We start from the raw sequence: 20,416 nt of genomic DNA, 5'->3' as shown, positions 1-20,416 counted from the left end.
TGGCCTGTGCGGCCGCACGTGAAGGATGCGAAAGCGCGGCGTCAGCGCGCCGCGAAAGAGGCGATCAGGCGACCTGGGCCAGACCGAGTACCGGCAGCGGCAGATCGTGGGTGGCACGCGCCTTGGCCAGCAGATCGCCGGCCATGTCCAGGCAGGAACCGCAGGTAGCGCCGCAGCCGGTACGCATGGTCAGTTCGGCCACCGTGCTGACGCCATGGCTGGCGGCTTCGCGGATCTGGTGGTCGGTGACTCCGTTGCAGATGCAGACGTACACAGGCGTGAACCGGGCTGACAGGCCAGAGGTGGCCTGTTGGCTATTCCAATGGAAACGAGAATGGTTGTCAATCAGAGAGCTGAACCATTCTCGATACGGTTCAGAGTGCGATGGAATACAGCAGTGCCAGCACCGGCGTGCTGGAGAAGATGATCAGCCAGTGCAGGCCGCCGCCTGCCGCCCTCAGGCGCAGCAGGTAGTCGGCCAGAAACAGGGCACCGGCACAGTTCGCCATGGTGAGGACCAGGCCCAGCCCAAGCGGGATCGTTGCGCTGCCGCCGAGCACCACCAGGCCCATCGCCATCCAGGGCAGACTGGCCAGCCGGACAGCCAGCCCCTGCTGGAAATACCCGGCGGGGACGCGTTGTGACGGATCGACCCGCGGCCTACGCGGCCTCCCCATCAAACCGCCCCCGGCTCACCCTTGGCCTTGCGCGGCCAGTAACCCCCGCGATTGGGCATGCGTTTGCGGGGCCTGTCGTGACCAGCGGCGTGGCCCGGCATCCAGGCTTCGGCAGCGCTCTTGGGCATGGCGGTAACGCCCTGCCCGGCCACCCCGCGCGCCAGTGGCGCCAGATGTCGCAAAGCGCGTGCGTAGACGCCACGCTTGAACATCACCACGTGCTCCACCGGGTACCAGAAATCCACCCAGCGCCAGTGGTCGAACTCCGGCGAGTCGGTATGGTCCAGGGACACATGGGATTCGTCACCGGTCAGGCGCAGCAGGAACCAGACCTGCTTCTGGCCGATGCAGACCTGCCGCTCGTTGCGACGGATGGCCCGTGCCGGCAGCTTGTAGCGCAGCCAGCCGGGCGTTGCCCCGAGCACTTCCACGTGCTCAGGCAGCAGGCCGGTCTCTTCCTGCAGTTCACGATACATGGCCTCGACAGGCGTCTCGTCGGTATTCATGCCACCCTGCGGGAACTGCCAGCCGTCCCGGCGCACACGTCGTGCCCAGAACACCTGACCGTCCTGCCGCATCAGCACAATGCCGACGTTCGGTCGATAGCCGTCCGGATCGATCACGATGCGGACTCCTAAAAAATCTACTGGTTGGGACTATCCCATGCCGCTTGCCAGCCTACAAGCGCGATACAAAAGTGTTGACAGGGTCGATACACATCAGCAGAATAGCGGGCTCACCAAGGCTATGTAGCTCAGCCGGTTAGAGCACAGCACTCATAATGCTGGGGTCGGTGGTTCGAGTCCACCCATAGCCACCACACTGAAAATCAAGTTGTTTTTCAGCGTGAAAAGTGAGAAAATCGTTCCACGTTACATTGCCCCTTAGCCAAGCGGTAAGGCACCTGACTCTGACTCAGGCATCGGTGGTTCGAATCCATCAGGGGCAGCCAAATTAAAAAAGAAAAGGCCCGATCGAAAGATCGGGCCTTTTCTTTTTTAATTTGGTCACGCATTCCACCTTATCCCCCGCGCCTGTCGGCGCACCCCCTTGAACATCAAGGGGGCCCCTCTCCAGAGAGAACTCCGGGGTCGGACATGCAAAAGACGGGTAGTGCCGGCCGCTGGCCGGCAACCAGGAAATGCACGACCCCGAAACGACAAAAGCCCGGCCGAAGCCGGGCTTTTGCTTTTCCATCCAGCGGGCCCCCGAAGGAGCCCAACCAGGCGCGGAAAATCAGCGCTTGGAGAACTGGGTGGCGCGGCGGGCCTTGTGCAGACCGACCTTCTTACGCTCGACTTCACGGGCGTCACGAGTCATGAAGCCAGCCTTGCGCAGCTCGGACTTCAGGGTCTCGTCATACTCGACCAGCGCACGGGCGATGCCCAGACGGATCGCACCGGCCTGGCCGGTGGTGCCGCCGCCAGCGGCGGTGACCAGGATGTCGAAGCTTTCGGTGTTCTTGGTCAGCTCGAGCGGCTGGCGCACGATCATGCGCGCAGTCTCACGACCGAAGAACTCGTCCAGCGGACGGCCATTGACGGTGATGTTGCCCGAACCCTTGCGCAGGAACACGCGAGCGGTGGAGGACTTGCGGCGGCCAGTGCCGTAGTTTTGAGTGATAGCCATGATTAGATATCCAGAACCTGCGGCTGCTGTGCGGCGTGCGGATGCTCAGTGCCGGCGTAGACCTTGAGCTTGCGGTACATCTGGCGACCCAGCGGGCCCTTCGGCAGCATGCCCTTGACGGCAGTCTCGATCACGCGCTCCGGGTGACGCTCCAGCGCCTGAGCCAGGGACTCGGTCTTCAGGTTGCCGATGTAACCGGTGAAACGGTGATACATCTTGTCCTGCAGCTTCTTGCCGGTGACGACAATCTTTTCTGCATTGATGACGACCAGGTAGTCGCCGGTATCAACGTGGGGGGTGTAGACCGGCTTGTGCTTGCCACGCAGACGGCGGGCCAGCTCGGTGCAGAGACGGCCCAGGGTCTTGCCCTCGGCGTCGACGAGGTACCAGTCGCGCTGGACGGTCTCGTTCTTGGCAGTGAAAGTGCTCATGAAGAACTCTAGGTTAGGTCGGGCTCATTGCGGCGAAAGACTCGCCGGAACTCTGCCACGCGTTGTGAAAAGGTGAAGCGCAAGAGGCGGGATTGTACGCAGATCAGACCGCCGGCGCAAGCACCCTCCTCCCGGGTTGGCAGGGCGCCGGGGCCGGGCGAGAATCGCCGGGTCTTCCGCCCCACCGTGTACCGCCATGACCGCGCTCCGCCAGACCACCCCGCTGGACCACCTGCTGACCGAGGCGCAGCGCGCCCTGGACACGGTCTTCGGCAACCCGCCGGCAGCCCGCCCCTACCCGGCCGCGGATACCGATGAGCCCGGCATGGACAGCGCCCAGCGCCGCCATGCGGCTGGCCTGATGCGGATCAACCACGTGGGCGAAGTCTGCGCGCAGGGCCTGTACTTCGGCCAGGCCGCCGTGGCCCGCGACCCGGCCACGCGCGAGCACCTGCTGGAAGCGGCACAGGAAGAAACCGACCACCTGGCGTGGTGTGCCACCCGGCTGGGCGAGCTGGACAGCCGTCCGAGCCTGTTCAACCCGCTGTGGTATGCCGGCAGCTACACCATCGGCACCCTGGCCGGGCTGCGCGGTGACGGCTGGAACCTGGGCTTCGTGGTCGAAACCGAGCGCCAGGTGGAGGCCCATCTGGACGAACACCTGGTCGAACTGCCGGCCGGCGACCTGCGCAGCCGCGCAGTCATCGCGGTGATGAAGGAAGACGAGGCCCGCCACGCGGCGCACGCCGAGCAGGCCGGCGCACGCCGCCTGCCGTTCCCGATCCCGGGCGCGATGGCGCTGGCCTCCAAGGTGATGAAGACCATCGCCTACCGGCTGTAACGCCGCCTGTCGGTAGTGCCGGCCGCTGGCCGGCAACCACGCACGGGTCGCCGCTGGTCTTGAGGTTGCCGGCCAGCGGCCGGCACTACCCGGGCTTAATTGGGCGAGACCAGCTTCAGGCCGATCACGCCGGCCACGATCAGGCCCACGCAGGCCAGGCGGGCCGGCGACGCACTGTCGTTGAACAGGTAGATGCCCAGCACCGCCACGCCCATGGCGCCGATACCGGTCCAGATCGCATAGGCCGTGCCGACCGGGATGCTCTTCATCGCCTGGCTCATCAGGTACAGGCTGATCAGCGCGGCTACCACCGTGGCAGCGGTGGGCAGGGGTTTGCTGAAGCCTTCGGAGTACTTCATTCCGAGGGCGAAACCGATCTCGAACAGGCCGGCCAGCAGCAGGTAGATCCAGGGCATGGGTGGGGGCTCCTTACCTTTTTGGGAAAAACAAAACGGCCCGGTGTTTTCACACCGGGCCGTGGGTCGGCACATCGCCGTGGAACTGAAGATTGCGCAGCACGCATGTTCCACGGAGCGGGTCGTCCCGCCTGGGTGGCGATGCCTGCCGGCATCGCGCACGGGTCACTCGGACAGATTACGACCGTGGAACAGCTCTTCGATCTCACGCTTGAGCAGCGCTTCGATCTTCATGCGTTCCTTGAACGACAGGTTCTTGGCCTTTTCCTCGAACAGGTACTGGTCCAGGTCGAAGTCCTTCAGGTGCATCTTCGTGTGGAAGATGTTTTCCTGGTAGACGTTGACGTCGAACATCTCGTAACGCGACTTGATGTTCTTGGCCAGGAAGTTCTGGATCGAGTTGATCTTGTGGTCGATGTAGTGCTTCTTGCCCTTCACATCGCGGGTGAAGCCACGCACGCGGTAGTCCATGATCACGATGTCCGATTCCAGACTCTCGATCAGGTAGTTCAGCGCCTTCAGCGGCGAAATGACGCCACAGGTAGCCACATCGATGTCGGCGCGGAAGGTCGCGATACCTTCCTGCGGGTGCGTTTCCGGATAGGTGTGCACGGTGATGTGCGACTTGTCCATGTGCGCGACCACGGCATCAGAGATCAGCTCCTTGCCGGCCTGCTTCTTGTCGATCACCGGTTCTTCGGAGATCAGGATCGTCACCGAGGCACCCTGCGGATCGTAATCCTGGCGGGCCACGTTGAGGATGTTGGCGCCGATGATCTCAGCGACATCGGTCAAGATTTGAGTCAGCCTGTCGGCGTTGTACTCTTCATCGATGTATTCAATGTAACGCTGACGCTCCTCTTCGGTGCGCGCGTAACACACGTCATAGATGTTGAAGCTCAGCGCCTTGGTGAGGTTGTTGAAACCCTGCAGCCTCAGGCGAGGCAACGGCTTGACCACGGCGGTCGATTCCTGTGTAAGAAGGGAAAGGGTGAATTATGGGGCAAACTGTCTCCGGGGGGAACGTGAAGACCGCTCACATCTGGCACACTGTTTGCCCTTAACAATTGCGCTGGTTAAGCTCCGCTATCGACCCCGTGAATCCGTTCATGCGCAGAGGGAGCGCTCCTATCGTGTCAACCGTGCGCCTAGCTAGCAGTCCACTGGCCCTGGATATCGCCACAATCGATCGTTTCCTGGCGCACAGCCACAGGCGGCGATACCCCACCCGTACCGACGTCTTCCGACCCGGTGACCCGGCGGGAACCCTGTATTACGTCATCAGCGGCTCGGTTTCGATCATGGCCGAGGAAGATGACGATCGCGAGCTGGTGCTGGGCTACTTCGGTGCCGGCGAGTTCGTGGGTGAGATGGGTCTGTTCGTCGAATCGGACCGCCGCGAGGTGATCCTGCGGACCCGTACCGCCTGCGAACTGGCCGAAATCAGCTACGAGCGCCTGCACCAGCTGTTCCTCGGCCCGCTGTCGGCCGACGCCCCGCGCCTGCTGTACGCGCTGGGCCAGCAGATCTCCAAGCGCCTGCTCGACACCAGCCGCAAGGCCAGCCGCCTGGCATTCCTGGACGTTACCGACCGGATCGTGCGCACTCTGCACGACCTGGCGCAGGAGCCGGAGGCGATGAGCCACCCGCAGGGCAGCCAGCTGCGCGTTTCGCGTCAGGAACTGGCACGCCTGGTGGGTTGCTCGCGCGAAATGGCTGGCCGCGTGCTGAAGAAGCTGCAGACCGACGGCCTGCTGCATGCACGTGGCAAGACCGTGGTGCTGTACGGCACCCGTTGACCGTTGAGCACCCGGTGGGTGCGGACCTTGGTCCGCACTCCTTCGCGCGCTAGGCTCGGTGCATGGAACTGAGCAGCGAATTCTGGTGGTTCATCCTCATCGGCCTCGGCGCACAGCTGGTAGACGGCGCGCTGGGCATGGCCTTTGGCCTGGTGTCTTCCTCGGTGATGCTGAGCATGGGCCTGCCTCCGGCGCAGGTCAGCGCCAGCATCCACACCGCTGAAGTGTTCACCACCGGCGCCTCGGGCGTGTCGCACCTTGCTGCCGGAAATGTCGATAAACGCCTGTTCCTGCGTCTGGCCCTGCCCGGCGCGGTGGGCGGCGCCGTGGGCGCCTACGTGCTCACCCAGATCCCGGGCGACATCATCCGCCCCCTCATCTACCTGTACCTGCTGGCGCTGGCGATCATCATCCTGGCCCGCGCCGCCGGGCGCTGGATGCCCAAGGGCGAGATCCGCCGGGTGCCCGTGCTGGGCTTCTTTGCCGGCCTGCTCGACGCCAGCGGCGGCGGCGGCTGGGGCCCGGTGGCCACCTCCACCCTGCTCGCCCGCGGCGGCCAGGCACGCACCACCATCGGTACGGTCAACGCGGCCGAGTTCATCGTCACCCTGACCATCTCGGCCACGTTCCTGCTGTCGATGGGCGTGCAGCACCTGCAGATCGTCGCCGGCCTGCTGATCGGCGGCATGATGGCCGCGCCGGTGGCGGCGATCCTGGTCAAGCGGGTGAAGGAACGCTGGGTGCTGGTGGCCGTCGGCGTGCTGGTGCTGACCATCAGCCTGTTCCAGATCGGCCACGCGGTGTACGGGCACCTGTACCGCTGAGCGCGCTCGCCGGCCAGCGGCCGGCACTACCCGCGCCTGCTCCGGTAGCGCCGGGCCATGCCCGGCGGATCCGTGATCGTGCAGCGAGGTCAGAGCCCCTGCGGGGATCTGACCCCGAGGATTACGCCTTGTCGCCGCCGCGGTCCACGCAGCCCCAGTTGAGGATGCGGGTGCCGGCGGGCAGCACGCGGCGGAAGAAGTCCACCTTGGCAGGCTTCGGGTTGACCACTACCGGCGCTTTCGCTGCAAGCAGCAGCGGCAGGTCGGCGGTGCTGTCGGAATATGCAATGTCGATATCGCCGTAGCCGCGCTCGCGCAGCATGCGCATCTTCTCTTCGTTGTGGCAGTGCCGGGTCGGGCCCACGCCACCCAGCCGTGGGCCGACCTCGGTGCCGATCACCGGCACGTCCTGGTGGGCGACGAAGGCCAGGATCGCCCGTGCCAGCTCCGGCGGCGCGCCGGTGGCGACCACCACGCGGTCGCCCTTGGCGCGATGCGCAGCAAAGACCTCCAGCGCCTGCGGCAGCAGCTTGGCGCGCATCTGCGCCTCGTTGCGCAGCACATAGGCGTCGATGACCTTGTTGAAATCGCGCGCGCGGTGCAGGCCGAAACTGCCGATCCACACATAGACCGAAATGCCGGTACGACGGGTCGGCAGCATCGCCACCAGCGGTCCGGCGATCGGCGTGACCAGCAGCGCCGCCAGCATCCGCAACGGGTTGCGCTTGATCAGCGAGGCGAACAGGTGGGTGCCCGAATCGCCGTCGTAGAGGGTGTGGTCGAAGTCGAAGACCACCAGCGGCGCATCGTCGCGCGGCGTCGGATAGTGCGTTTTCATGCCCCGAAGAATAGCTGACGCAGACCCTCGCCCGGCTCTTCCACACGCATGAAGGCCTCACCTACCAGGAATGCATGGATGCCGGCATCGCGCATCAGCGCCACGTCCTGCGGGCCGAGAATGCCGCTCTCGGTCACCAGCAGGCGGTCACGCGGCACCGCCTTCTGCATGTCCAGCGTGGTCTGCAGCGACACCTCGAAGGTGCGCAGGTTGCGGTTGTTGATGCCGATCATCGGCGCCGGCACCTGCAGCGCACGCTCCAGCTCGTCGATGTCGTGCACTTCCACCAGCACGTCCATGCCCAGCGACAGCGCCAGTTCGGACAGCGTGGCCAGCTGGGTGTCGTCCAGCGCGGCGACGATCAGCAGGATGCAGTCGGCGCCGAGCACGCGTGCCTCGACCACCTGGTAGGCATCGATCACAAAGTCCTTGCGCAGCACCGGCAGCGTGCACGCCTCGCGCGCCTGCTGCAGGTAGGCGTCGGCGCCCTGGAAGAAGTCCACGTCGGTCAGCACCGACAGGCAGCTGGCGCCACCGAATTCGTAGCTGACCGCGATATCGGCCGGACGGAAGTCCGGACGGATCACACCCTTGGACGGGCTGGCCTTCTTCACCTCGGCGATCACCGCCGGGTCACCATTGGCCACGGCAGCCTGCAGCGCGCGCACGAAGCCGCGCACCGGTGGCGCATCGGCCAGCGCCGCCTGCAGCTCCTCAAGCGGGCGCTGGGCGCGGCGCTGGGCTACTTCTTCGGCCTTGCGGGCCAGGATCGTCTGCAGGATATCGCTCATCGTCGTCGGGTCGGTGCGGGGGCGGTGAGGACGACCATTATCGGCCATCGGATGGGTCAGGCTGAACCGCGCGCTCAGGCTACCAGCGCACGGGTGGTGTCAACGTACTGCTGCAGGCGCTGGCGGGCGCTGCCGTTGGCGATGGCGGCACGGGCACGGGCCAGGCCGTCGCCGATGTCACTGGCTACGCCGGCCACGTACAGCGCGGCGCCGGCATTCAGCGCGACGATGTCCAACGCCGGACCGGGGGTGTTGTCCAGCACCGCGCGCAGCATCTGGATGGACTGCTCCGGGCTGTCAACGCGCAGGTTGCGGCTGGCCGACATGGCGATGCCGAAGTCCTCCGGGTGGATCTCGTACTCGCGCACCTTGCCGTCGCGCAGCTCACCCACCAGGGTGCCGGCGCCCAGCGAGATTTCGTCCATGTTGTCGCGGCCCCAGACCACCATGGCGCGCTCGGTGCCCAGCTCGCGCAGCACGCGTGCCTGGATACCCACTAAATCGGGGTGGAACACGCCCATCAGTACCGACGGTGCGCTGGCCGGGTTGGTCAGCGGGCCAAGGATGTTGAAGATGGTGCGCACGCCCATCTCGCGGCGTACCGGCGCGACCACCTTCATCGACGGATGATGGATCGGGGCGAACATGAAGCCGATGCCGGTCTGTTCGATGGCTGCGGCCACCTGCGCCGGCTGCAGCTCGATGGCCGCACCCAGCGCCTCGACCGCGTCGGCGCTGCCGGACTTGGACGATACGCTGCGGTTGCCGTGCTTGGCCACGCGCGCACCGGCGGCAGCGGCGACGAACATCGCGCAGGTGGAGATGTTGAAGGTGTGCGAGCCATCGCCACCGGTGCCGACGATGTCGACCAGGTGGGTGCTGTCGGCCACCGGCACTGCCAGCGCGAACTCGCGCATGACCGTGGCCGCGGCCGCGATCTCGTCGATGGTTTCCTTCTTCACCCGCAGGCCGGTGAGGATGGCGGCGGTCATCATCGGCGACACGTCGCCACGCATGATCTGCCGCATCAGGTCGACCATTTCGTCGAAGAAGATTTCGCGGTGCTCGATGGTGCGTTGCAGGGCTTCCTGGGGGGAGAAGCTCATGGGAATGCTCCTTGGATCAGGCCGCCGGGCGCTGCAGGAAATTGCGCAGCAGGGCGTGGCCGTGTTCGGTGAGGATGGATTCGGGATGGAACTGCACGCCCTCCACCGGGAACTGGCGGTGGCGCAGGCCCATGATCTCTTCGATCGAGCCGTCGTCGTTCTCGGTCCAGGCGGTCACTTCCAGGCAGTCCGGCAGACGGTTCTTGTCCACCACCAGCGAGTGGTAGCGGGTGGCCTGGTAACGATCCGGCAGGCCGGCGAACACGCCCTTGCCTTCATGGCGGATGGGCGAGGTCTTGCCGTGCATGATGTTGCCGGCACGGATGACCGTGCCGCCGTAGACCTGGCCGATGCCCTGGTGGCCCAGGCACACGCCGAGGATCGGCGTGGTCGGGCCCAGGCGCTCGATCAGCTCCAGCGACACGCCCGCTTCGTTGGGCGTGCACGGGCCGGGCGAGATGACGATGCGCTCGGGTTTCTGCGCGGCGATCTCGTCCACGCTCATCGCATCGTTGCGCACCACCTTCACCTCGGCACCCAGCGTCTGCAGGTACTGCACGAGGTTGTAGGTGAAGCTGTCGTAGTTGTCGATCATCCACAACATGGTCAGGTTCCGTCGCTTATCAGGAAAATGGCGTACACGTTTTCGGTGTAGGTGATGGGGCCGGCTTCGATGGATTCGGGTGCAGCAGGCGCAGGCGCAGGCGCCGCCTTTGCTGGGTAGCCGCCGGTGACCGAGATCCTGTCGAGGCTCCCACCGTCCTCGCCCGACTGCGGCCACTGCCCGGCCTGGATGCCGTAGGCGAAGTCCGGTGCCACATCGGAGATGCTGTACAGGCCGCGCACCTGGGTTCCATAGGCCTTGGCCAGGCCCTGCGCAGACTCGCGGGTCCTGGCCGCCGCCTCGCCCTTCAGCTCGCGTCGCAGCGCCACTTCGCCCGAATAGGTCGGGGCAATGCTGCTGACCTGCACGTTCTCGTTGGCCTTCAGCGCACCCAGCACATCCTGCATCGCCTTCACACTGGCGAAGCTCGCACGCAGCTGACGCGACACGCGGGTACCGACGAAGACCTGCCGGCTCTGCTCGTAGCGGGTAGCTGGACCGATCTGGAGGTTGTCCGCACGCACGCTGCCTTCCACTGCCTTGTGCTGCTTGAACAGCGCCAGCACGCGGGCAACGTTGTCCTGCACGCGGCGCCGCGCCGCATCTGCATCCATGTCGGTCTCTTCGATGTTCAACTGCAGGCCGAACCGGTCCGGCATCACCACACGGCGCGCCTCGCCCTTCACCAGCAGGTGCGGCTGCGAGGGAATGGTATTGGCCTGCGCCCACGCAGACGGGGCCATCGTGGCCAGCAGCGACGACCACAGCAGAATGCTCAGCAGCTTCATGCAGTACTCCTTGTCTTGAATGGGAACAGCGGCAGGTGCCGCGGCGCAGGCCACGGCACGGTGAATCTCACAGGCCTTTGGCAGCCTGGGCGACGGCGCGGAACAGCGCGCGGCCCTTGTTCATCGTCTCGTCCCATTCCTTGTCCGGGTCCGAGTCGTAGACGATGCCGGCGCCGGCCTGCACATACAGACGGCCGTCCTTGATGACGGCGGTGCGGATCGCGATCGCGGTATCGGCGTCGCCTTGCCAGCCGATGTAGCCGATGCTGCCGGCGTAGACATTGCGCTTGATCGGTTCCAGCTCGCGGATCACTTCCAGCGCGCGGATTTTCGGCGCGCCGCTGACCGTGCCGGCCGGGAACGTAGCGCGCAGCACGTCGGCATAGCTGAGGCCCGGCTGCAGCTGCCCGGTCACTTCGCTGACGATGTGCATGACGTGGCTGTAGCGCTCGATCACGAACTGCTCGCCCACTTCCACGGTGCCGGCCTTGGACACGCGGCCGGCATCGTTGCGGCCCAGATCGATCAACATCAGGTGCTCGGCGCGCTCCTTCGGGTCGGCCAGCAGCTCGGCCTCCAGCGCCTGGTCCAGCTCGGGCGTGGCACCGCGCGGGCGTGTACCGGCGATCGGGCGCACGGTCACTTCGCCATCCTGCAGGCGCACCAGGATTTCCGGCGACGAACCGACCACCTGCAGATCGCCGACATCGAGGAAATACATGTACGGCGACGGATTCAATGCACGCAGAGCGCGGTACACATCCACCGGGCGCGCCTTGAACGGCACGCTCAGGCGCTGGCTGAGCACCACCTGGAAGATGTCGCCGGCGCGGATGTATTCCTTGCTGCGCTGGACCGCATCGACGAAGCCTTCGCGGGTGAAGCCAGAGATGAAATCGGACTCGTCCAGCACGTCGCTGGTCAGCGGCGCGGGATAGCCCGCACCCGGCGCACGCAGCTTGGCGGTCAGTGCATCCAGGCGGGCCTGGGCCTGATCGAAAGCCCCCTCGACACGCGGGTCGGCATGCACGATCAGGTACAGGCGGCCCTTGAGGTTGTCGAACACGGCCAGTTCGTTGGAGTCCAGCAGCAGGATGTCCGGCGTGCCCAGCTCATCGCGGCCGGCCGGCGGGGCCAGGCGCGGTTCGATGTAGCCGATGCACTCGAAGCCGAACCAGCCGACCAGGCCACCGGTGAAGCCCGGCAGGCCTTCCAGCTTCGGTACCGAATGGGCGCTGCGCAGTGCCTCGACTTCGGCGAACGGGTCGGCCACCTCGCGGGTGTCCACCACCTGGCCATCCTCGCGCACGGTCAGGGTGTGGCCGTGGAAGGCATACACGCGGCGCGCCGGCAGGCCGATGATCGAGTAACGACCAAAGCGCTCGCCGCCTTCGACGGATTCAAACAGGTAGGTATTGGGGCCGTCGGCGAGCTTCAGATAGACCGAAAGCGGCGTGTCCAGGTCGGACAGCACTTCACGGACGACGGGAATATGGGTGTGGCCTTCAGCGGCCTGCAGCTGAAACTGAGCGTGCGAGTTCAAGACGACTTTCCTTCCGGGACACAGCGTTATGGGGACGGACGACGGCAACAGGCCACCATCGCCACCAACGGCGTGCGGAAGAAAGGGTATGCGGGGTCGTCAGGCTGGACACCCCTTGACTGTATCGCAGCTTGGTCGGGAGGGGAACCCCGCGACCCTAGCCCATGCGTCGCGCCTGTTCCTGCGACTCCTGCACCTGCTGCTGGGCCAGACCGGCGTCCTGGGCCGCGACGCGACCGGCATTGAGGGCGTCGACCTGGGCCGTGCTGACGGCCAGCGGCTGGGCCATTCCGGTCGCCACGTCCACATGCGCATGCCGACGGTGAGCTGCGTCCAGATCCGGGGTGTCGACCGCGAATGCCCGCGTGCGGTCATCACTGAGCAGCACATGGGAAATGGCCTGCAGCCCGTCACGCTTGGCCTGCGCAGCCAGCGCGCCGGCCAGCTGGTCGCTCTGCAGATCGGGCATGCGTCCATGGCGCGTGTCGAGGCCGTACACCCCCGATTGCGCCCCCTTGAACAGGTGGAAATCGGTGTGGGCCGGATCGTTCAGCGCGGGCACTTTCGCGCCCCCGTCCTGCAGCTGCGCATGCGGCTGGCCGAGCAGCTTGCGTGCGACTGTCTCCTGCCTGGCGATTGCCGCATCCAGGCTGGGATTCATGGTCTCGCTCATGCCATGGCGCTCCACGGATTCACCCAGCGTCGCCCCGCCACGCCCGACCACCCACGACGTCTTGGCCAGGTTGATCAGGTTCTGAGGCAACGCCGGCGTCGGCAGGTGCGTGGCGATGCCCTTGTTGGCCATCGCGCCCAACCCGACGGTGCCGGCCAGCACGGCCGGCGCCTGCGACGACAGGCCGGTGATCTGATGGCTGCTCCAGTTCATGCCCATGTGGAAGGTTGCGCCATACACGGCATAGCCGTTGCGCAGGCCATTGGCTACGCCGTGCACGCCGTCCTGCACCTGGCCGCCCAGATGATGCCCACCGGCGCGGATCCGACCCGCGTCTGCCGTCGCTTCACGGGTGGCTTCACGGGCCTTGGCCTCGTGCTGGCCACGCGCGGCATCACCGTGCTCGCGCCACTGCTTGGCCATGTCATCGGCACCGAGTGCGCCCAGCACGCTTGCTCCGATGTTCCAGCCGTAGCTGCCCTTGGCCTGCACGCGGTGGCTGACCGATTCGACCAGGCCCTGCAGCTCGCGTCCCTTGGCAACAACCGTCGCACCGCCTTCGATGCCCACCCGCATGCTCTTGCCACCGTAATCCACCACGGTGCCGATGGCATTTCCCTGCAGGGTCGACGCACGTTCAACGGCAACGCCGGACAGGCTCATGCCGCGGCCCGCCAGCGCGCCCGCCTGCTCGATGTGTTCACCCGCAACCCGGCCAACACGCATGCCCCGGGCACCGGCAATCAGCACCTCCGCCAACGGCCCACCGTACTCGGCAAGTTGGCTCGGTGCCTCGCGATGGCGGCGGTCCACGACCTTGCCATTCACCTCGGTCTTGGCATCCAGCAGCAGCTCCATCCTGCCGGCGGCCACCGGAACATTGCGCAGTGCCTCGGCACCGGACTTCGAGGCCAGCTGGTCAACCAGCTGGGCGGTGGCGGTCTGTGCACCGGCCGGCATCATTTCCTGCAGCTTGCGGGTGACCATCTGCTGCACGCCCGGCTGGCGCAGCAGCTGGCTGGTCTCGCTGGCCAGCAGGCCAAACCCCTGCCGATGATGCTCGTTGAGTCGCTTCAATCCATTCTGCACATCGTTGAGCACCTCGCCCGACGTCTGGTAGGTGTGCACCGTGTCGCGCGTGTTGAACACCGGCAACCCGTGGAATTTGGCGTAGCGATCAGCGGTGACCGGATGCAGGCCTGCCGAGTTGAACGTGGTGGCACGCGCACCAGTGACGGCCGACGCGGCCGACGCCATGCCGCCGCCCAGGGAGTGGCCCGCGAGTTCAAAGCTGAGGCCCGAGGTCTTCAGTCGGCTCGCCAGACCCATGGCGCGATCGTAGTAATCGCTCTGCATGCCGACGCCCTGCCGCCCGTTGTTGAGGAAATCCTCACCGCCCGACTCGCGCCGTCCGCCTTTGGCCCGGGGATCGATGATTTCGCCGGTTGATCCCTTGAACACCAGCACCGGCTTGGCGTCATCACCGAACACCCTTTTGTCCGGAATGTAGATCTCTGCGCGGAAACCCGAGTCGTTCGGTCGCATCAGCTTCTTCAGGTCGGCCGCGCCCAGCGTGATACCCGCCGCCTTGAGCGTGTCCGGGTCGGTCACGGCGCTCGCACGCGTCCACCCGACCGGCGGTTCCCCTTTGCCCTTTGCCGAGGCATACACATCACCGGCAAGCGAGCCCAACTCGCGGGCGTGATAGGTCTCGCGCAACCGCGCCGCTTCGGTGGCGTGTCCATTTCCCTGCAGTTGCTCGACCAGGTGCTGCTGCGCCTGGATGCTCTTGGCCCGTGCCTGCAGCAGGCGTTCCTGCTGCTCGGGATCGTGACCGCTCATGGCAGACTCCATTGCTCATCAGTGAAGACGCGGTCACCCAGGACCTGCTGGAATGACCACGGCCAACGCTATCATCCCCCGAACGGGTCCATGTCAAGGAATCACATGCGCCGCCACCTTCACAGTTCCTTTACGCCATTCTCCTGCGTGGCGCTGATGCTGCTGATGCTGCTGAACGCCTGCGCGCGCACGTCTTCACACGGCGCGGAGCGTTATTTCGAAGGCAAGGCACTTGAGCTGGCCATCGCCGCTGAACAGGGTGATGCGGCGACGATCACGCGCCTGATCAAGACCGAAGGCGTGAACCCCGACAAGGAATTCTCGAAGCAGGATGGCATTCCGCTTATCGCGTGGCCGTTACGCGCGCAGAACCTGGAAGGCCTGCGCGCGATGCTCGACAACGGCGCCGACCCGAATGCACGGCGTAGTGAAACGCTGGACGGCGAGACGTTCCGCCACAACAACGCCATGGTCTACGCCGCGAAGATGGATGATCCGCGCTACCTGGCCCTGCTGCTGGATCATGGCGGCGATCCGGACACCCGCAACTCCAACACCGAAACACTGCTGTACCAGGCCTTCATTTCCGGCAACCTGTGGCAGAACATCCAGCTGCTGGTGGAGCGCGGCGCGCACGTCAACGAATCCAACATCGGCCAGGCCGATACAGTCCTGAGCTGGTACACCGGCCGCGGGGGCTTCGAGCAGGCCTACTGGCTGCTCGAACATGGTGCGGACCCTACGATTGCATCGCCGTCATCGGCCCAACCCGGTGCGCCGGATCGGATGGCCATGGTCGAAGCGATCTACTGGGAAATCACCACACCGGACCTGCTGCCCTGGCAGAAGAAGTGCCAGCAGTGGCTGATCGATCACGGCATTGCCCGGCCGCCGCTGCCGCAGTACATCCGCGAGAAGCGCGAAGCGCTCGGGTTCCCGGCGACGGAACAGGATATCCCGGCGCTGTAGCGCTTCCATTGCAGCTCAACGTGGCGTCGACAGCAAGGCGCACCCGGCAGGCAGATGCATGCGCACTCTGCCGGGCACGCACTCGATGCGGAACTGCCGGGCCTGCACGGGTTCACCGTCCAGGTTGAGGGTCAGCGGGCGCTCCGATGCGATCTGCAGCCACGGCAGTCGCGCGCGCGTGGCCAGCTGCTCCAGTGCGGCCTGGGTGCCGGACTTCAGCATCTGGCCGAGGGTGGCGGCGACCTCTCCTTCCAGCTCCGGAAGCACCGTCACATCCAGCCGCCCATCATCGATCAGTGCCTGCGGGCACAACTGCTGGCCACCACCCGCCTGACGGCCGTTGCCGACGCCGAGTGCGATGAAGTCGCCTTCCCATGCGAAGTCCGGACCGGACAACCGTGCGGTGATCGGCTCGATGCGACCGAGCTTGGCGATACCGGTGATCACGTAGGCCAGCCCGCCCAGCATCTTCTTCAGGCCGGCATCGGTCTCCACCGTCACCTGCGTGCCGAAGCCACCGCTGGCCAGGTTGGCGCACCACCATTGCGTGCCATCGGCGTCCACGCGCAGAAGATCGATCGGATGCGGCGTCGCCTGCCCGATCAAAGCGAAGGCCTCCTTCGGCTCGGTCGGAATGCCGGCCGCAGTCGCGAAGTCGTTGGCAGTCCCCATCGGGATCAGCGCCAGCGAGGGCAATGATTCTGCCGATTCCTCACGATGCGCCAGGGTTTCGGCCACCACACTGAGCGTGCCGTCGCCGCCGGCGGCAACGATCACGTCCACGCCATGATCGATCGCCTCGGCCACATAGCGTTCAGCGTCGCCGTCCTCCCAGGTCACCCGCACTTCCAGCTGCACGCCCTGCCCGCGCCAATGGCTGACGGCATCGCGCAACTCATCGTTGCCAGCGGATTTTCCATTGAGGATCAGGCGCCAGCGCGGGGTGGTCATGCAGAGCTTCCAAGGAGGGGGTGGCACAGGCTAGCAATGCGCTGTTTGTCCACAGTGAATGTCACGCAGGTGTCATTCAGCTACCGGAGAATGGAAGGCCATAGCAGGGACGACGGATGGAGGCAGGATCAGCCTCCCACGCATGCAGCAAGGCCACGCCAGTGTTTGGCGTGGCTTTTTTTTCGGAGTTCGCAGGGAGTGCGAACCAAGGTTCGCACCCACCAGGTTGAATATCGCACCCACCGGGCTGCGGTGCGCACCCACCCGGTTGGTAGATCCACGCCATGCGTGGATTGCACTTCGCCTCAACCGTTGGCGAAATCGTGCAGCGCCTGGCCCTGCAGCCGGTACACGGTCCACTCGTCCTGAGGCTTGGCACCGGCGGCGGTGTAGAACTCGATGGCCGGGGTATTCCAGTCCAGCACCGACCATTCGAAGCGACCGCAGCCTTCGGCCACGGCCTGGCGTGCAATGTACTTCAGCAGCGCCTTGCCGGCGCCCGCGCCGCGTTTTTCCTGGCTCACGTACAGGTCTTCCAGGTAGATGCCCTTGCGGCCCAGCCACGTGGAGTAGTTGTAGAAATACACCGCATATCCGATGGCCTCGCCGTCGGCTTCACAGATCAGCGCGCGGGCGGTGGCGTCGGCACCGAACAGGCTCTCGGCGATGCCGATCTCATCGGTCTGCACCGAATGCTCGGCCTTCTCGTAGATGGCCAGTTCACGGATGAAATGCAGGATCAGGCCCGCGTCGGCAACGGTGGCCGGACGGATGTTCAACAGTGCCATGGGCGGAAAAGGGGACGGAGGGAATTAAGCGAGCTTAATCCCCTCCGTCCCCTTTTTGTCAGCGTGCCGCAGCGACGTTGGCGCGCATCTGTGCGATCACGTCCTGGTAGCTGGTCTTGGCATTGAAGATGGCCGAGCCGGCGACAAAGGTGTCGGCGCCGGCAGCCGCGATCTCACCGATGTTGTCGGCCTTCACGCCACCGTCGATCTCCAGGCGGATATCACGGCCGCTGGCATCGATCATCTTGCGCACCACTTTCAGCTTGTCCAGCGCCGAGGGGATGAACGCCTGGCCGCCGAAGCCCGGGTTGACCGACATCAGCAGCACCAGGTCCAGGTCATCCAGCACCCAGTCCAGGATGTCCACCGGGGTGGCCGGGTTCAGCACGATGCCCGGCTTGCAGCCCAGCGAGCGGATCAGCTGGATGGTGCGGTGCACGTGGCGGCTGGCCTCCGGGTGGAAGCTGATGTAGGTGGCTCCGGCCTCGGCGAAGTCCGGAATGATGCGGTCCACCGGCTCGACCATCAGATGCACGTCGATCGGTGCGGTCACGCCGTGCTTGCGCAGCGCCTGGCAGACCATCGGGCCGATGGTCAGGTTCGGCACGTAGTGGTTGTCCATCACATCGAAGTGGACCCAGTCCGCACCGGCGGCGAGGACGTTGTCGACTTCCTCGCCGAGGCGGGCGAAGTTGGCGGACAGGATGGACGGGGCGATGAGGCAGTGGGACATGGCCGGGCCTTGCAACGAGGGGAAAGAGGGTCAGCGCTTGCGCAGGGTCTTGATGCGGTCGTAGGCAGCATTGATCCGCCGCGACTTCTGCTCGGCCTGCTGCTGCAGCTCGGGGGCGGCGCCGCCAAGCTTGTCGGGGTGGTACTGGGAGATCAGCTTGCGGTAGGCACGCTCGACCTCGGCATCGGTGGCCTCGGAGGTCAGCCCCAGCTCCCGGTACGGATTCTCCTTGTTCAGGCGGAACCAGTCCGAATCGAAGGCATGGCCGAGCAACAGGCCGACCACCGCACCGAACAGCGGATTGGGCCGGAACAGCAGGGCGCCGGCGATGAATCCGAGCAGTTTTCCGTACCAGCGCATGGCGCTCCGGGGTCGACCGACGAAATGGACGCTCATTTTACGTCACAGCGGGCCCGGACGGCTTTACACTAGGCCGCCCGCTGGTCAGCGGGCCCGCCGGGTCCGTTGGGCAGCCGTATCGACAACGCCCCAGGAGTGCCCGTGCCAACCACGCTGTTGCAATCCGATCTCCCCGGCCTGCCCTTGCGCCACCGCGGCAAGGTGCGTGATGTGTTCGATATCCCGCGCGAGCGGCTGCCTGCAGGGACCCCGCCGGGCGACTACCTGCTGATGGTGGCCACCGATCGCCTGTCGGCGTTCGACGTGGTCCTGCCCGACCCGATCCCGGGCAAGGGCGAGATGCTCTGCCAGGTCTCCAACTTCTGGTTCGCCAAGACCGCGCACCTGATGCCCAACCACCTGACCGGCATCGACGTGGCCAGCGTGCTGCCCGAGGGCGTGGACCCGACTCTGTACGCCAAGCGTGCGGTGGTGACCCGCAAGCTGAAGCCGGTGCCGGTGGAAGCGATCGCCCGCGGCTACCTGATCGGCAGCGGCTGGAAGGACTACCAGCGCACCGGAAAGGTCAGCGGTATCGACCTGCCCGATGGCCTGCGCCAAGCCGAGCAGCTGCCCGAGCCGATCTTCACCCCCTCGACCAAGGCCGCCGTGGGCGACCATGACGAGAACATCGATTTCGATGCGATGGTGAAGACAGTAGGTGCGGAGATGGCCGAGCGCGTGCGCGATGCCACCCTGCGCATCTACAAGTTTGCCGCCGAATACGCCCGCGAGCGCGGCATCATCCTGGCCGATACCAAGTTCGAGTTCGGTACCGATGCCGATGGCCGCCTGTACATCATGGACGAGATGCTGACGCCGGATTCCTCGCGTTACTGGCCGGCCGACGAGTACGAAGTGGGCACCAGCCCGCCGAGCTACGACAAGCAGTTCGTGCGCGATTACCTGGAGACGCTGGACTGGGGCAAGACCGCCCCGGGCCCGAGCATCCCGGCCGAGATCATCGAGCGCACCCGCGCCAAGTACGCCGAGGCGCTGCAGCGCCTGGCCGGGATCAGCGTCGACTGATCCCCCCCTGCGCCCTCGGCCGCAATGGCCGGGGGTGTTTTGAAGGGGTAGTGCCGGCCGCTGGCCGGCAGCCTCGGCGAATCCGAAGCCAGGCATGGCCTGGCTCTACTGACGGCCCGGGCGGGAGTATGCTGGCCGCATGCAGACATCCACCGAGCTTGCGCGGCCGATCGACCGCTATTTCGCCAGCTATTCCGACGACCACCGCAATGTGATCAACCAGCGCATCCACGTGGTGGCGGTGCCGGCGATCCTGTGGTCGGTGGTGGCGCTGCTGTGGTGCCTGCCGCCGCTGATCACCTGGTTCCAGTACGGCATCTGGTCAGCGTTCGCGATGTTCAGCGCCTGGTGCTTCTACAACAAGCTGTCGCGCTCGCTGGGCATCGGCATGCTCATCCAGTTCTTCGTGTTCGGCTGCCTGTGCCGCCTGCTGGAGGCAGAGATCGGCCTGCACAACCTGTTCTGGCTGGCGGTGGGCGTGTTCGTGGTGGCCTGGATCGCGCAGTTCATCGGCCACAAGTTCGAGGGCCGCAAGCCGAGTTTCCTGACCGACCTGACCTACCTGCTGATTGGTCCGGCCTGGGTGATGGCCAAGGCCTACCGCAAGCTCGACTGGCGCTACTGACCTGACAGCGGCAGACGGCCCCCCCCGTTTCCTGAACGGGCAGGTTCCGTCACCCGTAGTCCACGGCGGCCCTGCCAGCCTGCGCCCGTGACCCGCCCCCCCACCTCCCGCCCGTTGACG

At 65.7% G+C, this 20,416-nt stretch carries 24 protein-coding genes and 2 tRNA genes; 8 read left to right on the top strand and 18 right to left on the bottom strand.

Translation table 11 applies throughout. The features are described from left to right. Window positions 1–64: 64 nt before the first annotated feature. The 3 genes from ABR323_RS11005 to ABR323_RS10995 all read right to left on the bottom strand — a co-directional run bounded on the left by ABR323_RS11005 (window position 65) and on the right by ABR323_RS10995 (window position 1,300). The gene (locus ABR323_RS11005; protein ID WP_005411309.1) at window positions 65–274 is read right to left on the bottom strand and encodes a (2Fe-2S)-binding protein; all 210 of its coding nucleotides are present in this window, start codon (window positions 272–274) and stop codon (window positions 65–67) included. A 100-nt stretch (window positions 275–374) separates the two neighbouring features. Next, a complete protein-coding gene (locus tag ABR323_RS11000) occupies window positions 375–572 on the bottom strand; it encodes a hypothetical protein (RefSeq protein ID WP_439449316.1) in 198 nt (65 codons plus the stop codon). 104 nt (window positions 573–676) lie between these two features. Continuing rightward, window positions 677–1,300, bottom strand: coding sequence for an RNA pyrophosphohydrolase (locus ABR323_RS10995; protein WP_135275358.1), 624 nt, complete (start codon window positions 1,298–1,300; stop codon window positions 677–679). Between the two features lie 120 nt (window positions 1,301–1,420). Here ABR323_RS10995 and ABR323_RS10990 point away from each other — a divergent pair. Further along, window positions 1,421–1,497: transfer RNA gene (locus tag ABR323_RS10990), tRNA-Met, on the top strand. A gap of 58 nt (window positions 1,498–1,555) precedes the next feature. After that, a tRNA-Gln gene (locus ABR323_RS10985) sits at window positions 1,556–1,629 on the top strand. Window positions 1,630–1,913: 284 nt separating this feature from the next. On the opposite strand, the gene rpsI is transcribed toward ABR323_RS10985, so the two are convergent. Together rpsI and rplM are read right to left on the bottom strand one after the other, a co-directional pair. Further along, window positions 1,914–2,306, bottom strand: coding sequence for a 30S ribosomal protein S9 (gene rpsI / locus ABR323_RS10980; protein WP_005411311.1), 393 nt, complete (start codon window positions 2,304–2,306; stop codon window positions 1,914–1,916). 2 nt (window positions 2,307–2,308) lie between these two features. Next, complete coding sequence (rplM, locus tag ABR323_RS10975) at window positions 2,309–2,737, bottom strand: 50S ribosomal protein L13 (protein WP_006398837.1); 429 nt, start codon at window positions 2,735–2,737, stop codon at window positions 2,309–2,311. Between the two features lie 196 nt (window positions 2,738–2,933). Here rplM and coq7 point away from each other — a divergent pair, with 196 nt between their 5' ends. Then, the gene (gene coq7 / locus ABR323_RS10970) at window positions 2,934–3,578 is read left to right on the top strand and encodes a 2-polyprenyl-3-methyl-6-methoxy-1,4-benzoquinone monooxygenase (protein WP_135275359.1); all 645 of its coding nucleotides are present in this window, start codon (window positions 2,934–2,936) and stop codon (window positions 3,576–3,578) included. Window positions 3,579–3,673: 95 nt separating this feature from the next. Here coq7 and ABR323_RS10965 read toward each other — a convergent pair whose 3' ends face one another. Continuing rightward, window positions 3,674–3,994, bottom strand: coding sequence for a DMT family transporter (locus ABR323_RS10965; protein WP_135275360.1), 321 nt, complete (start codon window positions 3,992–3,994; stop codon window positions 3,674–3,676). A 165-nt stretch (window positions 3,995–4,159) separates the two neighbouring features. After that, window positions 4,160–4,954, bottom strand: a complete 795-nt coding sequence (speD, locus tag ABR323_RS10960) for an adenosylmethionine decarboxylase (RefSeq protein WP_006473908.1) — start codon at window positions 4,952–4,954, stop codon at window positions 4,160–4,162. A 149-nt stretch (window positions 4,955–5,103) separates the two neighbouring features. Here speD and crp point away from each other — a divergent pair, with 149 nt between their 5' ends. Both crp and ABR323_RS10950 read left to right on the top strand, forming a co-directional pair. Further along, a complete protein-coding gene (gene crp, locus ABR323_RS10955) occupies window positions 5,104–5,793 on the top strand; it encodes a cAMP-activated global transcriptional regulator CRP (RefSeq protein ID WP_010482649.1) in 690 nt (229 codons plus the stop codon). A gap of 62 nt (window positions 5,794–5,855) precedes the next feature. Continuing rightward, on the top strand, window positions 5,856–6,617 hold the full coding sequence (locus ABR323_RS10950) for a sulfite exporter TauE/SafE family protein (RefSeq protein ID WP_135275361.1): 762 nt from the start codon (window positions 5,856–5,858) through the stop codon (window positions 6,615–6,617). Between the two features lie 121 nt (window positions 6,618–6,738). On the opposite strand, the gene ABR323_RS10945 is transcribed toward ABR323_RS10950, so the two are convergent. From ABR323_RS10945 to ABR323_RS10915, 7 genes are all read right to left on the bottom strand, one after another. Next, complete coding sequence (locus ABR323_RS10945; protein WP_135275362.1) at window positions 6,739–7,455, bottom strand: haloacid dehalogenase-like hydrolase; 717 nt, start codon at window positions 7,453–7,455, stop codon at window positions 6,739–6,741. Beyond that, window positions 7,452–8,246: an indole-3-glycerol phosphate synthase TrpC gene (gene trpC / locus ABR323_RS10940; protein WP_439449315.1), complete on the bottom strand. Its 795-nt coding sequence runs from the start codon at window positions 8,244–8,246 to the stop codon at window positions 7,452–7,454. The genes ABR323_RS10945 and trpC overlap by 4 nt, the downstream gene beginning before the upstream one ends. Before the next feature lie 74 nt (window positions 8,247–8,320). Beyond that, on the bottom strand, window positions 8,321–9,352 hold the full coding sequence (gene trpD, locus ABR323_RS10935; protein ID WP_313440904.1) for an anthranilate phosphoribosyltransferase: 1,032 nt from the start codon (window positions 9,350–9,352) through the stop codon (window positions 8,321–8,323). Window positions 9,353–9,368: 16 nt separating this feature from the next. Then, window positions 9,369–9,956, bottom strand: a complete 588-nt coding sequence (locus tag ABR323_RS10930; protein WP_053509142.1) for an anthranilate synthase component II — start codon at window positions 9,954–9,956, stop codon at window positions 9,369–9,371. A 2-nt stretch (window positions 9,957–9,958) separates the two neighbouring features. Continuing rightward, window positions 9,959–10,744 carry an SIMPL domain-containing protein gene (locus ABR323_RS10925; RefSeq protein WP_439449314.1) on the bottom strand — a complete coding sequence of 262 codons (786 nt, stop codon included), beginning with the start codon at window positions 10,742–10,744 and terminating at the stop codon, window positions 9,959–9,961. A gap of 67 nt (window positions 10,745–10,811) precedes the next feature. Continuing rightward, window positions 10,812–12,287 carry an anthranilate synthase component I gene (trpE, locus tag ABR323_RS10920; protein ID WP_439449313.1) on the bottom strand — a complete coding sequence of 492 codons (1,476 nt, stop codon included), beginning with the start codon at window positions 12,285–12,287 and terminating at the stop codon, window positions 10,812–10,814. A gap of 157 nt (window positions 12,288–12,444) precedes the next feature. Then, window positions 12,445–14,802, bottom strand: coding sequence for an XVIPCD domain-containing protein (locus ABR323_RS10915; protein WP_439449312.1), 2,358 nt, complete (start codon window positions 14,800–14,802; stop codon window positions 12,445–12,447). A 105-nt stretch (window positions 14,803–14,907) separates the two neighbouring features. Between ABR323_RS10915 and ABR323_RS10910 the strand changes: the two genes are divergently transcribed. Further along, on the top strand, window positions 14,908–15,771 hold the full coding sequence (locus ABR323_RS10910; protein ID WP_439449311.1) for an ankyrin repeat domain-containing protein: 864 nt from the start codon (window positions 14,908–14,910) through the stop codon (window positions 15,769–15,771). 15 nt (window positions 15,772–15,786) lie between these two features. Here ABR323_RS10910 and yegS read toward each other — a convergent pair whose 3' ends face one another. The 4 genes from yegS to ABR323_RS10890 form a co-directional block, all read right to left on the bottom strand. Next, window positions 15,787–16,722 carry a lipid kinase YegS gene (gene yegS, locus ABR323_RS10905; protein ID WP_439449310.1) on the bottom strand — a complete coding sequence of 312 codons (936 nt, stop codon included), beginning with the start codon at window positions 16,720–16,722 and terminating at the stop codon, window positions 15,787–15,789. Between the two features lie 305 nt (window positions 16,723–17,027). Further along, window positions 17,028–17,510: a GNAT family N-acetyltransferase gene (locus ABR323_RS10900; RefSeq protein ID WP_180850947.1), complete on the bottom strand. Its 483-nt coding sequence runs from the start codon at window positions 17,508–17,510 to the stop codon at window positions 17,028–17,030. 58 nt (window positions 17,511–17,568) lie between these two features. After that, window positions 17,569–18,243 (bottom strand): ribulose-phosphate 3-epimerase, encoded by a 675-nt coding sequence (gene rpe, locus ABR323_RS10895; protein WP_439449309.1) that lies wholly within the window; start codon window positions 18,241–18,243, stop codon window positions 17,569–17,571. Window positions 18,244–18,273: 30 nt separating this feature from the next. Further along, window positions 18,274–18,603, bottom strand: coding sequence for a J domain-containing protein (locus ABR323_RS10890; RefSeq protein ID WP_025874605.1), 330 nt, complete (start codon window positions 18,601–18,603; stop codon window positions 18,274–18,276). A 141-nt stretch (window positions 18,604–18,744) separates the two neighbouring features. Here ABR323_RS10890 and ABR323_RS10885 point away from each other — a divergent pair, with 141 nt between their 5' ends. Together ABR323_RS10885 and ABR323_RS10880 are read left to right on the top strand one after the other, a co-directional pair. Further along, window positions 18,745–19,671, top strand: a complete 927-nt coding sequence (locus ABR323_RS10885; protein WP_439449308.1) for a phosphoribosylaminoimidazolesuccinocarboxamide synthase — start codon at window positions 18,745–18,747, stop codon at window positions 19,669–19,671. 139 nt (window positions 19,672–19,810) lie between these two features. Further along, the gene (locus ABR323_RS10880; RefSeq protein WP_439449307.1) at window positions 19,811–20,296 is read left to right on the top strand and encodes a DUF962 domain-containing protein; all 486 of its coding nucleotides are present in this window, start codon (window positions 19,811–19,813) and stop codon (window positions 20,294–20,296) included. The last annotated feature ends 120 nt before the right edge of the window (window positions 20,297–20,416 follow it).

Source organism: Stenotrophomonas sp. ATs4, assembly GCF_051861585.1.
Classification (GTDB): domain Bacteria; phylum Pseudomonadota; class Gammaproteobacteria; order Xanthomonadales; family Xanthomonadaceae; genus Stenotrophomonas; species Stenotrophomonas maltophilia_AS.
Note: the sequence above shows the minus strand (reverse complement) of the source record. Positions and strands in the feature narration are given on the sequence as shown.